Here is a 15,645-nt window from a genome sequence, read left to right as displayed (position 1 = left end):
TCGAGTCCGGCGACGGACGTCCCGACACCGGTTAGCAGCGCGCGACACGATTGGCCCGGCCTGAGGCCGCACTACGTGTAGTAGTCGATACCCTGCGGCACGAACCGACACAGATTCTTTATATAAATCTACTGCGTCCAGTCCGCTACGGATCAGAAGGTTAGGGGTTCGAATCCCTTCGTGCGCACAGTCGAAGAACCGCCAAGACAGTCCAGCTGACCTGGCGGTTTTCGTTTGAGCGGGATTCGAACCACTCGCATCCTGAGCCGACCGCACAGGCAGTCCGCGCAAATCCCAGGGATGTTTCCGGTGTCCGGGAACGCCGATTCCGATCCCACACGTCGGCGTAGCCTTCCCCCAGAAAACCGTGTTGGGGAGTGCCACTCCGTTCTCTCCGGCCGGCGGAGGCGACAATCGATCCGGCGGCGCGGCGTCGCGCTGGGATGGCCTGGCCGGAAGGTCATAGCGGAGTCGATCATCTGACGGATCAGTGGGCGGACGGGCTGGCCTAGGGCGACGGTCAGGCCAACGCTGACGACGACAATCGCCCCGTCGGCGAGGGCCGAAAGGCCGGTCCCAATCGAAGTGAGCAGACCGGCCGTAGTGCGGATGCGCTGATTACACGATGCGGGTAGGGATCGCGTTCAGCCAGGCTTTGCTGTTCCCATCCATCGGCTCAGCTCAGGGTCAGCGAGGACTTCACGCTCGCAGCTTTTCCGTTCCAGACGTTCCAGCGAGCTTGGACTCCGCGCCAGCGCATGCCACTACCTCGCCAGGCACTGTGTCGGGTCCATTGCCGTCGGCAGGTCCTGAGACGCCGCGTTCCTCTCATCAGCGCATACACAGGAGATATGAGTGCCCGAGTTCCGCAAGTCTGTGACGACGATAGCCGTCGCCGCCGGATCGCTGTCGGCTGTGCTGGGCATGTCGTCGGCTGCTCAGGCCGATTCGCGGTCCGCTGCTGCTGCGGTGTCGGCGGTCGCCCCGCTGCCGGGGACGGGGCTGCCTGCTGTTTCGAATGGCCCCATCTACATTCAGGGCCCATCGGGGGGCGGCTTCATGCCGGTCGGTGGTGGCAATCCGGTCGTGTGCGATGCCTACGCTTCTGTTATGGCGTGGTCGCCGGATGGCAGCCGGATCGCTTGTCTGGAGGCCTACAGCGCCGGTGTTCTGCGGATCCGGAATCCGGACGACAACAGGGTCGTGTCTGCGGGGTCGGTGACCGACTACGCGAAGCCCGATAGCCCGCTGGCCAAGATCAGTAGCCTCACGTGGTTCAACCACGGTAGGGAGGTCGTGCTGGCCCAGAACGGCAGCCTCATCTCGGTGCGCGTTGACGGCTCCCAGCCTCGGAACCCGGACAACAGCTACGCGCCCACGGCGATGCTGCCGGGACAGACCGGCATCACGGATGTCACGGCGAACGCGGCGGGCACCGTGCTGGCGTTCACGCAGGGCACCTCGACCGGCGCCAGCGTCATCGTCTACGACACCACGAAGCCCGCAGCCTCCGCTCTGCGACCTCTTGCGCAGGTCAGCTACGCTTCGCAGCTGGCGCTCTCTCCGGATGGGCGGTACCTCGCCTACGTGCCGTACACCCCGGGCCAGAATGCGCCGTCACAGATCTGGCTGTACGACCTGAAGAGCCCCGCCTCCGCCAGCAACCCGCGACAGGTGACGTCCGACTCCGCCGTGTCCGCCAGCAATCCGACGTGGGCTCCTGACGGGACCCGTCTCGCGTTCACGGCGACTTCCGCGTCATTGGCGCATTCTGTGAAGTCGTTCCCGGTCGCGGACCCGTCCTCGCAAAGGGTCGAGGTCCCAACACTCACCTACCAGTCGTTCTTGTGGCGTCCCCTCACCCACAAGCCGGTGGAACGGCTCGCCGGCGGCGATCGGGTGGGCACCGCCGTCGCCACCTCGCAGTCGGAGTGGGAAGGCTTCGGAGGCGCGAGCACCGGCCGCCGTACCGCCAAGTCGGTCACACTGAGCCGCTCCGATCTGTTCGCCGACGCCCTCGGCGGCGCCGGATTCGCCGCGCACCAGCAGGGGCCGCTGCTGCTCACCGATCCCAAGCACATGGATCAGGCCACGATGACGGAGCTGCGGCGCGTCCTCGGTCCGGGCAGCGGTCCGAACGGGCCGACCGTGTACTTGCTCGGTGGTGACAGCGCGCTCTCGCCTGACGTGCAGAAGGCGCTCGTAGCCGCGAACTACCACGTCGAGCGCATCGGTGGCGCCAACCGGTTCGACACCGCGGTCAAGATCGCGCAGCGGGACAGCGGCACCAAGCCGAGCAAAGTCCTCGTCGCCACCGGCATCGACTACCCGGACGCCCTGGCCGCCGGCGCGGCGGCGGGTGCGAACGCCAACGCCGTCGTGGTGCTGACGAACGACAAAAAGATGCCTCCGGAGACGGCCGCCTACCTGAACAGCGTCGCCGGCGCGACTGTCTACGGCGTAGGCGGCCAGGCGGTGGCCGCGCTGGGTAATCGGCCGCAGACAGCGCTCAAGGGCACGGACCGCGTCGCCACCTCTTTGCTGGTGGCCCGGAACCTGTTCGACACGCCCGGCTCAGTCGGATTCGCGACGAGCATGAACTGGCCGGACTCGCTGGCCGGCGGTGCGCTGCAGGGCACGGTCGGAGGTCCGCTGATCCTGGTCGCCCCGACGACCGGCCTTTCCGCGGACGAGCAACAGTGGCTGACCCAGTCCGCGACCGCGATCAACTCGGTACAGATCTACGGTGGACGGGCGGCTGTGCCCGCAATCGAAGCCCAGGTCGGGACCGACATCGGGGGCGTCGGCGGCTTCGTCGTCAAGTAATCCGCTAATCCGCGCGCAGGCGGGTGGGTGGGTGGCGCCGTGCGGAGCCACCCACCCACCCGTGTCAGGCTGCTGGGTGTTTCGGCGGCGCACGCCGACACGACGGCCTCAGTCGTCTATGTCGGGTCGGCCGCCCATGAAACTTTCACAGGATTCTGATATGTGAGACGCAGTCGAGTCAGGATCCTGGTACCCCCTAGACTCACCGCGGGTGACGCGGCCGCCACCGCCGGCCTGGTTCCACGCCGTCCGATCGTAGGTTCCGCGACGGGAACAGGGGGACCCGTTATGTCCACATCGATGTTCAGACCGGCACGGCGTACCCGCTTCCCGGTGCACGTCCAGACCGGCGGAGCGCAGGCGGTCGAGGACGACGACGAAGGTTTGGACTCGCTGTACCGGCTGATGCCGATCCCGCGCTCCGTCCAGCCCCGTGTGGGAATCACGTCGTGACTCCACGCACCCCGCGCGCGATGGAGCGCGGCGCTCGCGTCGACGGTGACAGCGTCCCGGCGGAGTCGGCCGGGTCGGGGGCTGCGGCGCCGGCCGAGCGTCGGGCACCGGAACCGAAACCGGAACCGGAACCGGAACCGGCCGACAAACGCTCCGTCCTGCGCGATCACGACTTCCGCGCGCTCCTGGCCAGTAAGTCCGCCTCGACCGTGGCCTCGGCCGTGACGTGGGTCGTGCTGCCGCTGTACGTCTACACGGTCTCGCGTTCCTCGCTGCTGACGGCTGTCGCCAGCGCGATGAACGTCATTCCTTATGTGCTCTTCGGCATCGTTGCCGGGGCGTTGGTCGACCGGTCCTCGCCCAGGCGGGTGATGATCGTTGTCGAGCTGGGTAATGCCGCGATCATGTTGACGGTGCCTGCGCTTCATGCGGGGCACGTCTTGTCGATCGCGGTGCTGTGTGCGGTGGGCTTCACGTCGGCGACTGCTTTCGTCTGGTTCGACGTCGCGTCGTCCACGCTCGTGCCCTCGGTCGTCGGCAAGACTGCTGTGTTCCACGCCAACGGATTCTTGTGGAGCGTGGCCACTTTGGTACAAGCGGTGGCCGCGCCGACCGGTTTCTTCCTGCTCAACCGGTGGGGTATCGGCTGGACGTTTGCCGCGCTCTCGCTCTTCTACGCGCTCTCGGCGCTCTTCCTGGCCATGGTCCGTATGCCGTCCGCGGCCTCCGGCGGCGTCGCGGCGGGTGCCCCGGCGAGCGCGGGCGGGCCGGGCCGGGCGATGCTGGAGGGCCTGCAGTTCATCGTCCGGGAGCCGACTATCAGGCTTCTGACGATCATCGGTATGGGCTCGGGGATCAGTGCGGGTGCGGTGTACGGCATGATCGTCGTGTTCGCCAACCGGGCGTTGCACCTGGGCACCGACGATTACCGGATCTCCTGGATTCTCGCCGCTTCCAGCGCGGGTGCCCTGCTGGCCTCGTTCGCCGCTCCGAGGCTGCGGGGGCTGCCGCCGATTCCGAGCGTCGCCGGGCTGCTCGTCGTCGACACGGTTCTGATGGCCGGCTACGCGCTGTCGGCCGACTGGCAGATGGCGCTGGGCGCGATCCTGCTGTGGAACCTGGCGCACACCACCTTGATGATCGTCAGCATCTCCCTGCGTCAGGTCCTGGCGCCGCCGCGGCTTCAGGGCAGGGTCAACGCGGCCGGCAAGATGCTCGCCTGGGGCAGCGTTCCGCTGGGCTCGGCCCTGTGCGGCGCCCTGACTGGCTGGATCGGCAGCCGCCAGGCTTCGCTGCTGCTCGTCGCGCCGATCGCGGCCAGCCTGGTGCTCGCCGCCGCCATGGTCGTACGCCGGCCGGCCGTGACGGACCCGTCGAAGGCTTCCGAGAGCCCCTGAAGCCGCCTGATCCGATCGCCGGACCGCCGGCCGGATCCACCAGAGAGGACCACCGCTGCCGTGACGTTGTTCGAGAGCCCCCGGCTCAGGGTGCTGTTCGTGGCCTTCAGCCGCAGCAGCCTGGGCCACATCGTCCGGTCCACGACGGCCGCCGCCCGCTTCGCCGCCGACGGACACGACGTCGCGGTGGCCTGCCACGAGGAGGTCCGGCACATCCCGGAGAAGGCCGGCCTGGCCTGGCTGCCGATCGAGGAGATCGGGCCCGCTCCGGCGTGGCGCGGCATGGACGACCCCGAGCAGCTGCGGGCCTTCGTCCGGACCCGGCTGGCCAGTCCGGAGTACGTCTCGGCGTCGCTGGAGGACGAGCTGCGCGTCATCGACCTCTTCCGGCCCGACGTCGTCATCGCGGACATGCGCAACACCGCGGGCGTCGCGGCGTCCATGCGCGGGGTGACGGCGTTCACGCTCCACAACCTCCGGCTGTTCCAGCACCCGATGCACGTGGTGCTCCCCGAGGTCCTGGTGACGCTCGATCAGCTGGGCGTCGAGCAGGCCCACGCGCGCCACGTCCTGGGCAGCACGGTCCTGGTGCCGGACATCGCCGAGATCGACGGCCTCTCGGATGTCCCTCGCGACACCGCCGCGCTCATCTGCTCCCTGACCGACGAGATCCGGCATCTCGGACCGCTGCTGTCGCCGGAGCTGCTGTCCGTCGCCGCACGAGCGTCCGAGTCCGAGTCCGGGCCGGGACCGCGGGCCACCGAAAACCGGCGCCGCCTGCTGCACGTCACGCTCGGCGGCAGCGGCGTCGGCGACCAGCAGATCCGGCGCGTCGTCGAGGCGGTCGCCGGCCTCGGCCTGGACATCGGGGTGACGCTCGGCGCCGAGTCGCTCCAGGACCAGGTGACCGCGCTGGAGGACGAGCTCGCGGCGGTCGCGGGCGACTCCGCCGTCACCGTCACCGGGTTCCGGCACGACGTCGTGGAGCGCGTCGCGGCCGCCGACGCGGCGGTCGTGCACGGCGGCCACGGCTCGATCATCGAGGCCCTGGTCTGCGGCACGCCACTGGTGTTCCTGCCCGGTTCGCTGGAACAGCGGGAAAACGCGCGCAAGATCCGGGAACTCGGCCTGGGTGTCGTGCTCGCACCCGACGACGACGCGGCGGCGGTCCGCGCCAAAGTCGTCAAGGCCCTGAGTCTGAAGGAGACTCCAGGGCCGCGCCGCTTCGCGCGGGCCCTCGTGGCGGCCGACGGCGCCGGACGCCTGGTCGACTACGTCACCAGCTCCCAGGCGATCCGCACCGCGGTGGCGGCGCCGTGATCCGCGACGGTGCGCTGGTGCTTTCAGCGGCGGTGATGACACACCCGGATCGCGAAGCCGAGGTCCGGCGGTTCGTCGAACGCCATCCTGAGCTGGAGCTGCGCATCGCGGTCGACCCCGAACCCGAACGCGGGCACAGTCTGGGCACGGCGCTGCTCGCCTGGTCCATGGTCGAGCCGGGCGCCACCCACCACCTGGTGCTCCAGGACGACGTCGTCCTGTGCGAAGGCTTCGTCGATCTGATGGTCGCCGCAGTCCGCACCCATCCGGACGCGGCGGTCAGCATGTTCGCCGAGTGGGGCGCGCGGGCCGGAACCCTGGTCCGCCTGGCACTGTTGCGCGGGCAGGGCTACGCGGCCGTCGCAGACCCCTACATTCCCACCCAAGCGCTGGTGCTGCCCGCCGCGCAAGCGGCCGACTTCGCCGAGAAGGGCCGCACCGAGACCGAGCCCGATGACATCGCGCTGCTGAACCATCTGCGGCGCACCGGAACGCGGGGCGTCGTCGTGGCACCGAATCTCGTGCAGCATCAGGACCGGCCGAGCCTGACCGGCAACACGTTCCAGGGACCCCGGCTGTCGGCCTGCTTCGTCCCCGACCCCCCGGCCGGACTGCTGGCCGCGCTGGAGCCGACCGTCGCCGGAGCCGACCTCGACTTCCTGCCGCACGTCTCCTGGATGCGGCTGATCGGCGAATGGTTCTACTGCGGCCCTGACGAGGAGGCGGTCTGGACCGGCTGGCCGTTGGCCGAGCGCTTGCCGCCGGAATTGGACGCCGCCTGGCTACGCAGCCAGTATGACGCGCACCTCCGCCAGAGCGATCGGCGGGAGGAGATTCGCAAGACCCTGAGCGACACGGTCCTGTTCGAGGTGTGGCTCGCCTGCCTCGCCCTCGGCCTGGTGAGCGGTGTCACTCCGGCCGGCGTCGTGGCCCGCGCAGCCGACCCGCTGTGGCAGGCGGCGCTGGCGACGGTCCTTCCCGGCGCCTTCCGCCGCTATCTGCCCGCGCCGGTGCTCGACCGCTTGGGTCCGTACGCGGCGGAATTATTCGGCTTGGCCATCCACGAAGGCGCCACGGTCGCGGCCGGCGGCGAGCAGGACACCGTGCATGCGATCGCCCACCGCGGGGCGCGGTGGCCTTGAGCCACAGGCTCGCCATCCACATCGAGACTCGACAACGGGGAGACCGAGATCATGACCGAGATCGCCGAGCGTCCGCCGGTGCCGGTGCCCGTGCCGGTGCCGGGACCGGAACCCGCGCGCCTGCTGGGCCGGCGGCTCAACCGCCAGCGGTATTTCAAGGACCCCGTCGGCTACACCTGCGCTGTCTACCACCGGTTCGGCCCGGTCAGTGGCCTGACGCACGGCGACCGGCAGCACTTCTTCGCGTTCGGCGCCGAGCAGAACCGGACCGTCTTGCTTGACGACGGCACGTTCCACACCGCCTTCGAATACGCCACGCCGCCAATGATCAAGGCGGCGCGGCGCGGCATCGGCCTGCTCAACATGAACGGCCCGCCGCACCAGGCGGCCCGCCGCCTGGTCGCCCCGGCCTTCCGCGCCTCGGCCGTCCGCGGCTACGGCGAGGCGGTCGCGCTCATCACCCGCGCCGAGGTGGACAGCTGGAGCCAGGGGGACCGGTTCGACCTCAGCGTGCGCATGCGGGAGCTGACACTGCGCATCGTCTGCCTCGTCCTGTTCGGGGTCGACATCGCCGAAGACGCGCGGCCGCTCGGCCGCCTGGTGCAGAGGATGCTGGCGCTGCGCTACTTCGCCCCGTCGATCCGGTACTTCCCGTTCAACGTCCCCGGCGCGCCGCTGGCCCGGTTGCTTGGCGTGATCCGCGACCTCGACGACGCGCTCGACGGCATCGTGGCCACCCGTCGCGACGGCGGCGGGCGCGATCTGCTGTCCGGGCTCATGGAGGCGCGGGCTGAGGACGGGGGTCCCGCGCTGAGCGCCGACGAGCTGATCGGGCACCTGACCACGTTCATCGTGGCCGGCCACGAGACCACGTCCAACACCCTGTCCTGGGCTTTCGCGATTCTGGATCAGCATCCTGATATCGCCGACGCCCTGACCGGGGAGGTCGGCGCCCTGCCCGAGGACGTCGAGTCCCGTCTGGCGGAGATCGACAAGCTGCCGCTGCTCGACGCGGTGGTCAAGGAGGTGCTGCGGCTCATGCCGCCGGGACCGAACACCTCGCGGGTGGCGGTCGCGCCGACCGAGCTCGGCGGCTTCGAGATCCCGCCGGGCAGCCAGGTCGTCACCAGCAAGTTCGTCACGCATCGCGACGAGTCGTTGTTCCCCGACCCCTTGCGCTTCCATCCCGACCGCTGGGCGACGCAGGGCCCTGTCTCGGTGTACCAGTACCTGCCGTTCGGCGTGGGCCCGCATGTGTGCGTGGGCGCGGCGTTCGCCACCCTGGAGATGAAGATCATCCTCGCCGAGGTCCTGCGGCGCTGGAGCCCGCGGGTCGCCGATGGCGCCGACCTCTCCCGCGACGTCGGGCTCATGATGGCGCCCAAGAACGGCGTCTCCGTCATCCTCAGGCCGCCCGGGACGCCGCGTGCCGGCGGCCGTGTGGTCGGCGACATCCACCAGATGGTCCGCCTGACGGACCGCGACATCGACAGGCTCGGCTGGTGAGGGCGCCCTCGCCCTCGCCGACCGGGCAGCATCGACGGGACCAAGGAGACACGCTGTGAAGGTCAGCATCATCATGGCCACCTACGACAAGCGGGACTATCTGGAGTACACGCTCGCGTCGCTGGCCGGGCAGACGCACTCCGACTTCGAGCTCGTACTCTGCGACGACGGCACCGAGGGCGGCGTGGCCGATCTGATCGCGCCGTACCGGGACCGCTTCGCCATCGTCCCGCTCGTCCAGGCGAACGCCGGCCGCGCGGCGGCGCGGAACACGGCGCTGGCTCGAGCCTCGGGCGACCTGGTGGTGTTCAGCGACGACGACCGGATCCTGCCGCCGGAGTTCCTCGCGGCGCACGTGTCCGCGCACAGCGCCGGGGGTGAGGAGGACCTGGCGGTGATCGGCTGGAAGAAGCGCGGGGTCACCGTGTGGATCCCGCGGATGCTCCCGGTCGACGAAAGCGACCTCACGACCCTGGCCCGGCGCGTGGGCGGCGTCGAACCCCTGGCATCCCCGCTGCGCACCATCGAGCCGGGCGACGTGGCGGTCTCCTACCCGGTGGCCGTCAGCCGCATGGAACTCGGGGACGAACCAGACAACTACCACGCGATCGTCGACAAGTACGGGGACGAACTGGCGGACTTCCGCTTCGGCTGGGTCCTCGCGACGACGGCCAACCTGTCAGTGCCGCGCGCGCTCCTCGACAAGATCGGCGGCTTCGACGACGGATTCCAGGGCTGGGGCGTCGAGGACACCGACCTGAGCTACCGGCTGTGGCAGGCCGGCACCCGCTTCCGGATCGAGCGCGCGGCAGTGAACCACCACCAGGTCCATCCCATCGGCACCGGCAACGCCCTGCTCGACAACCGGCGCCGCCGGGCAGCGCTGATGGCGAACGTCGAGTTCTTCTGCCGCAAGCACCAAACGCTGGAGGCATACCTGTTCAAGCGGCGCTGGGAGCACGCGATGACGCTCGACGAGGCGAACCGGCTGCTGGCTGAAGTGGAGGCCGGCGTCGGCCACTCGGTGCGGGAGGAGCTGTTGCGGTTGTACGCCGCGGCGTGATCCACCGGCAGGGTCACCACGGGCCCGCGGCTCGACGACGACGCCGGGGTCCGGCGAAGACGACTGCCGCGGCCGCCGGCGGGGGTCAAGGCCGCCGGGGTGCCACTCACCGCGTCCCTACTCAGCCCTTCGCCGCGGCGGCGTTGGCCTGCGTGACGATTTCGGCGGCGCTGCCTCGGCCGGCCATGAGGTTGACGACGGCGGTGTTTAGGGCGTTGCCGACGTTTAGGCCGAACTGGGTGTCGAGGTACTGCATTGAGTAGGCGGCCTTGTTGAAGGCTTGCAGTGCTGAGATGTTGTAGGAGGTGGTGACGACGTCCTGGGACGCCGGGTTCACCGGGATTGATTGGAAGGCCTTGGAGTATGCCTCCTGCTGGTCCTTGGTCAGCATGAACTCCAGGAAGCCGAAGGCCTCCTTTGGTGCCTTCTTGGACAGCGAGTAGGCGGAGTTGCCGCCCATGATTGCGGAGGGGTCGCCTTGGCCGCCGGCTACTGCGGGGAACGGGAACCAGCCCAGGTCGGGGAGCGGCTTCTGGTCCGGGGTCAAGCTGGCGATTACGCCGGGGTCCCAGGAGCCCATGAGCTCCATGGCTGCCTTGTGATTGGCGAGTAGGCCCGCTGAGGAGCCGGCGCCTTGCTGGGCTGCGGTTGTCAGGAAGCCGGCTGGGAAGGGGTTGGTCTTGAGGAATGTGGCCAGGGCGTTTCCGGCTGTGGTCCAGCATGGGTCGGTGAACTTGAGCGACTTGGCGGTGCTCGCCATGACGGATTGGCTGCACTCGCGGAGGGCGAAGTTGTAGTACCAGTGCGCGGCGGGCCAGGCGTCCTTGGCTCCGACTGCGATCGGTGCGACGTTGATTGCCTTGAGCTTGGCGACGTCGGCTTCGAGCTCGTCGATCGTCGTGGGCGTCGTGGTGATGCCGGCTTGCTGGAACAGGTTCTTGCTGTAGTAGATGCCCTCGGGCTGCGTGTCGACCGGCATCATGTAGACCTTGCCGTCGAGCGTGCTGCCGGACAGGGCCGCCGCGCCGACGTCGGTCTTGTCCGCGTCGGTGAGGTTCAGCGGCTGGAGTTCGCCGGCGGCGACCTGGGCCCGCATCTTGCCGCCGCCGACCTGGAAGAAGACGTCCGGCGCGCTGTTCGAGTTGAGGGCGGTCTGGAGCTTGCCGTCGAGTGCCTCGTTCTGGATCGTCTGGAACGAGATCGTGACGTTCGGGTGCAGGGCCTGGTACTGCTTCGCGGCGCTCTGGAAGTACTGCAGGCCGTCCGGGCCGTTCGTCGCGTTCTCCCAGACGGTCACCGTCACCTTGCCGTCGGACGAACCGCCGCCCCCGCCGCCGCTGCTGCCGGCACAGCCGGTGGCGGCGAGCATCGTGCCCAAGCCGAGGAAGACGGCTATCGCGCTGCGCATTCTCGTCGTCACTGGGGAACTCCCTGTCCATCGTCGTGGTCGCGCCTGCGTCCTGAGTGGAGGACGTAGGCGTCACAGAGGACTGGCGAGAAGTTTGCGCCCAGGTTTCTGGTTGTGTCAATCGTTGTCGATAACGTTTTCCAAAGCTGCCGGTAGCGGCGTGAACCGCCCCAGAGGCAGGACCCTGATTACTGATCAAGTACACGGCGCCCGATGGTGCGGCCGTGCGAAAGGCTGCCCGGAGGCGGATGCGAAGCCGCCCCGCCTCCGGTGACGCGATCGGCCGATCAGCCTATCGGCCTATCGGCCTATCGGCCTAGTACCCGGGGAAGACCTTGCGCAGCAGGTCGAGGTCGGCGGCGCCGGTGGTGACGATCCCGGTCGGCGTGTGCTGCGGCGCGAGACGTCCGACTTTGAGACGCAGCCAGGCCTCGGCCGGGAGCGTGAGCGTGCCGTCGTACTTGTCGGCGACCTCGAAGCTGGTGCTCACCGGGGTGGTCAGGTTCAGGGCGAAGTCCGACTCCGGCTCGCTCGTGGTGACGTGGAGGACCAGGCTCTCGCCGTCGAGGTGCTCGGGCTTGCTGGTCCATGCGGTGAGGTCCGGCTCGCCGTGCAGGAGTTCGCGGACGGCTTGGGGCGCAAGCGTGGCGTTCACGTCCGAGGCGACACGGATGTCCCAGGAGTGCATGGCCAGCTCATTGAGACGCATGCGCCCGGCGGTCGCCACGTCGATCGGCGCGGGCAGGAAGCCCATGTCGATCCTCAGGTTTTCCCGCGTCTCGGCATCCAGCGATTCATACAGTTCGGTCAGCTCGCGGTTCGCCGCGACGAACCCGTCGGCGCGCTCCCGGCCGGACATGGCGTTCCACCGGTCCCAGACAGACTCGTTGAACTCGCGGCCGCCGGGCGCCGTCCCGTCGAGCGCGGCTTGGAGCGTCGCCCGGTTGATCTCCGCGCCGCTGCCCAAGTGGCTGAGGACTTCCGAGATGTCCCACTCGGACGCGGCCGAGGGCCCGGCCAGGTCGTCGTCGCTGAACGCCGCGACCTGCTGGGCCAGAAGGTCGTACTCGCTGCGCAGGGCGGCGATCACCGTATCGGGGCTACTCATGCGTTCTCCAGGATCGACGGGGTTCTACGTCGCTCAGATCTGCGCGACGATCTCACGGTAGACGCGCTCCGCCGTACCCGACGGCGCTGGTGAACAAACCTGAACCGGCCTGAGTATGTTCCCGGTGGAGCAGACCTCGCCCTCAGGCCCGTGAACCACAGGTCAAAGCCCCTCCGCCAGCGCAAGCGGAGGGGCTTTTGCGGCGCGCTGCTATGGCGCGCTGATCTCCAACAGATCTCCAACAGCCTCAGGTGGTGCTGCAGGATACTGAAGGCCAGGTCCATTGGCCGTTGGGGGTGATGGTGACCCCGAAGTTGTTGCCGCTTCCGTTGGGTTTGGCGACCATCACGTACTGGCTGGGCCAGGTGGCGCTGACGTTCCAGGTGTTGTAGACGACCGCCGGCGACACCATGTTCATCGTCACGGTCCAGGTGGAGGAGCCGGTGACCGCGACATTGAGGTTGTACCAGTTGCTGCCCTGCGAGCCGGCCGACAGCGTTGCAGTACAACTGCCACCGCCTCCGCCACCGCCGCCTCCGCCGCCCCCACCGCCGCTACCACCAGTCGGTGCCACTGCCCGGCCGGTCTGCGGGGAGATCATGCCGGGACACAGGTTGTGGCTGGCCAGAACCTGGGCGATCTGGGGGATCGCGGCGAGGGTGTTCGCGGGCCACTCGTGCATCAGGATGACCTGGCCGTTGGTGAGCCGGCCGTTGGCCGCGACGATCGCGGAGACGCTGGCACCGTTCCAGTCCTGGGAGTCGATGTCCCAGATGATCTCGGTGAGACCGTATTTCGCCTCGACGGCCCGCAGCGTTGAGTTGGTCTCACCGTACGGCGGACGGAACAGCGTGGGCGTCCCGCCTCCGGCCGCGGCGATGGCCTGCTGGGTACGGGAGACCTCGGAGTCGATCTGCGCCTGGCTCTCCTGAATCAGGTGCGGATGGGTGTAGCTGTGGTTGCCGACCCACATGCCGGCGTTGATCTCGGCCTGCACCTGCGCCGGATACGCTGCCGCGTACTGGCCCTCGTTGAACATCGTCGCCCGCAGGCCGTTCTGCTTAAGCGCGTTGAGGATAGCCGGGGTGTGGTCGTTGGACGGACCGTCGTCGAAGCTGAGGCCGACGTACCCGCCGCACGTCGCGGCATGCGCGACCGGCGCGCCGACGCCGACGGTGAGCGCACCGGCCAGTGCCAGCGCGGCCGCGGCCAGTCCGGACGTCAGAGAGCGTCTCCAAGATCGTGGTCTGATACGCATTGATCCTCCTGTGGGCATGAGTTTGCGTAACTGACGCTGTTTCAGGGGAGTATCAGGATCCTGCAGAGTTGCTGTCAACGAGTTTCGGACATGTTTCGAACATGGATAGACGCTGCTTGCAGCAGCGAGGCGGCACCGGGGTGGGAATCGACGATCGCGGCACACTGGATAGCGCCCTCGACAACGGTGGGCCATATCCTTCCGACGGTGCCAGAACAATACCGGTGACGTCAACGCGCACCGAAGTTTCGAAACTCTTCGAGCATCAAAAGAAGACTTCGAACACACTCGTCCACCTCGGCGTTTCGGCTGGTGGCGGTGCATGGAGCCTGAGGTACCCGCGCTGAAAGTTTCATATCAGGCGCCGCCGAGTCGGCAATGCGGGTATTCGCAAGATCGAGTATCGAAACATCTTCGAAACCTTGACACGATGGCCGACCAGGCTCACAGTGATGTCGATCGCGGGCGTGGAACAACGTGCGCGACGCATTTCCGTTTCGCGCATAGTGAATTCCGCGGTCGACCGCGCTGGCGGCTAGCTGGGCAAACGGACTCGACAAGAGAGAAGTACACATATGAATGACGCTCCTCCGCGTCCGAATCGTCGCGGGCGCGGCCGTACCAGAATCAGTCTTCTGATCAGCGTTCTGTGCACCGCGATGCTCGCCGGCGTCATGGCGCTCCTGCCCGGAACCGCCGGCGCGGCGACGACCATCTGCTCCAGCCAGACCAACACCGTCAGCGGGTATTGGTACTCGTTCTGGACCGAAGGCAGTGGTTCGGCCTGCATGACCTTCGGGTCCGCCGGCAACTACAGCACCTCCTGGAGCAATGCCGGCAACTTCGTCGCCGGTCTGGGCTGGAGTACTGGCGGACGCAAGACGGTGAGCTACTCCGGCAGCTTCAACCCCTCCGGGAACGGTTACCTGTCGCTGTACGGCTGGACCACCAACCCGCTGGTCGAGTACTACATCACCGACAGTTGGGGCAGCTACCGGCCGACCGGCACCTACAAGGGCACGGTCACCAGTGACGGCGGCACCTACGACATCTACGAGACGACGCGGTACAACGAACCGTCCATCATCGGGACCGCGACGTTCAACCAGTACTGGGCGGTCCGGCAGTCCAAGCGGGTGGGCGGCACCATCACCACCGGCAACTTCTTCGACGCCTGGGCCAGCCACGGCATGAACATGGGCCAGTACAACTACATGATCCTGGCCACCGAGGGCTACCAGAGCAGCGGCAACTCGAACATCACCATCGGCGGCAGCGTCACGAACACGGTGACCGTGACCAACCCGGGCAGCCAGAGCACGACGGCCGGCAGCCCGGCGAGCGTGCAGGTCCACGCCTCGGACTCGGCGTCCGGCCAGACCCTCGCCTACACCGCCTCCGGCCTCCCCCCGGGCTTGTCGATCAACAGTGGCAGCGGGTTGATCTCCGGGACGCCGACCACTCCCGGGTCCTACCAGGTCACCGTCACGGGGACCGACACCACCGGAGCCAAGGGGTCGGCCACGTTCACCTGGACGGTCGGCTCGGAGACCGGGACCCTCGTGACCGTCACCAGCCCCGGGAACCAGACCGGCTCTGTCGGCACCGCCATCAGCCCGATTCAGATCCAGGCGACGGACTCGGCGGGACAGGCTCTGACCTATAGCGCCACCGGACTGCCGGCGGGCTTGTCCATCAGCTCCTCGGGCGTGATCTCCGGTACGCCGACTGCCGCCGGGACCTCCGACGTCACGGTCACCGCGAGCGACTCCAGCGGCTCCGGCTCGGCGACGTTCACCTGGTCGATCAGCGGCGGCGGCACCACCACCGGGGTCTGTCACGCGACCTATGCCCGGACCTCCGAATGGCCCGGCGGGTTCACCGCGAATGTGACGATCGCCAACACCGGCACCACCGCGGTCAACGGCTGGACCCTGGGGTGGAGCTTCCCCGGCGACCAGAAGATCACCAACGCCTGGAGCGCCACGGCCACCCAGAGCGGCTCGAACGTGACGGCGACCAACGTCGCCTACAACGGCAGCATCGCTCCCGGTGGTACCACGTCGTTCGGCTTCCAGGGGACCTACGGCTCCAACGACAGCAGCCCCACGGCGTTCACGCTCAATGGAACCGCGTGCAGCTGATTCGCTGACGCAGTAAGGCG

11 protein-coding genes and 1 pseudogene are annotated in these 15,645 nt (G+C 68.3%); 9 read left to right on the top strand and 3 right to left on the bottom strand.

The window, feature by feature from the left end; all coding sequences use genetic code 11:
* Positions 1-1,110 precede the first annotated feature (1,110 nt).
* The 7 genes from CACI_RS02405 (at position 1,111) to CACI_RS02380 (ending at position 9,707) form a co-directional block, all read left to right on the top strand.
* Positions 1,111-2,826 carry a cell wall-binding repeat-containing protein gene (locus tag CACI_RS02405; RefSeq protein WP_041540000.1) on the top strand — a complete coding sequence of 572 codons (1,716 nt, stop codon included), beginning with the start codon at positions 1,111-1,113 and terminating at the stop codon, positions 2,824-2,826.
* Positions 2,827-3,126: 300 nt separating this feature from the next.
* Complete coding sequence (locus tag CACI_RS50920) at positions 3,127-3,279, top strand: hypothetical protein (protein WP_190276712.1); 153 nt, start codon at positions 3,127-3,129, stop codon at positions 3,277-3,279.
* A gap of 20 nt (positions 3,280-3,299) precedes the next feature.
* Positions 3,300-4,676, top strand: coding sequence for an MFS transporter (locus CACI_RS02400; RefSeq protein ID WP_012784729.1), 1,377 nt, complete (start codon positions 3,300-3,302; stop codon positions 4,674-4,676).
* Between the two features lie 60 nt (positions 4,677-4,736).
* A complete protein-coding gene (locus CACI_RS02395; RefSeq protein WP_012784728.1) occupies positions 4,737-5,996 on the top strand; it encodes a glycosyltransferase in 1,260 nt (419 codons plus the stop codon).
* Positions 5,997-6,031: 35 nt separating this feature from the next.
* Entirely contained in the window at positions 6,032-7,138 is a 1,107-nt protein-coding gene (locus CACI_RS02390) for a hypothetical protein (RefSeq protein WP_143765121.1), read from the top strand.
* A gap of 51 nt (positions 7,139-7,189) precedes the next feature.
* Positions 7,190-8,644: a cytochrome P450 gene (locus CACI_RS02385; protein WP_012784726.1), complete on the top strand. Its 1,455-nt coding sequence runs from the start codon at positions 7,190-7,192 to the stop codon at positions 8,642-8,644.
* A gap of 55 nt (positions 8,645-8,699) precedes the next feature.
* Positions 8,700-9,707: a glycosyltransferase family 2 protein gene (locus CACI_RS02380; protein ID WP_012784725.1), complete on the top strand. Its 1,008-nt coding sequence runs from the start codon at positions 8,700-8,702 to the stop codon at positions 9,705-9,707.
* A 121-nt stretch (positions 9,708-9,828) separates the two neighbouring features.
* On the opposite strand, the gene CACI_RS02375 is transcribed toward CACI_RS02380, so the two are convergent.
* From CACI_RS02375 to CACI_RS02365, 3 genes are all read right to left on the bottom strand, one after another.
* The gene (locus CACI_RS02375; protein ID WP_012784724.1) at positions 9,829-11,127 is read right to left on the bottom strand and encodes an ABC transporter substrate-binding protein; all 1,299 of its coding nucleotides are present in this window, start codon (positions 11,125-11,127) and stop codon (positions 9,829-9,831) included.
* 304 nt (positions 11,128-11,431) lie between these two features.
* Positions 11,432-12,223, bottom strand: coding sequence for a maleylpyruvate isomerase family mycothiol-dependent enzyme (locus CACI_RS02370; RefSeq protein WP_012784723.1), 792 nt, complete (start codon positions 12,221-12,223; stop codon positions 11,432-11,434).
* A gap of 247 nt (positions 12,224-12,470) precedes the next feature.
* The gene (locus CACI_RS02365; protein ID WP_012784722.1) at positions 12,471-13,481 is read right to left on the bottom strand and encodes a polysaccharide deacetylase family protein; all 1,011 of its coding nucleotides are present in this window, start codon (positions 13,479-13,481) and stop codon (positions 12,471-12,473) included.
* A 575-nt stretch (positions 13,482-14,056) separates the two neighbouring features.
* Between CACI_RS02365 and CACI_RS49495 the strand changes: the two are divergent.
* Positions 14,057-15,277 (top strand): annotated as a pseudogene (locus CACI_RS49495) (glycoside hydrolase family 11 protein); the annotation flags it as partial.
* A 9-nt stretch (positions 15,278-15,286) separates the two neighbouring features.
* A complete protein-coding gene (locus CACI_RS54020; RefSeq protein WP_395994358.1) occupies positions 15,287-15,625 on the top strand; it encodes a cellulose binding domain-containing protein in 339 nt (112 codons plus the stop codon).
* The last annotated feature ends 20 nt before the right edge of the window (positions 15,626-15,645 follow it).

The sequence above is a fragment of the Catenulispora acidiphila DSM 44928 genome (assembly GCF_000024025.1).
Taxonomy (GTDB): Bacteria; Actinomycetota; Actinomycetes; order Streptomycetales; family Catenulisporaceae; genus Catenulispora; species Catenulispora acidiphila.
The sequence above is the reverse complement of the archived record's forward strand: the minus strand, read 5'-3'. Positions and strand labels throughout refer to the sequence as shown.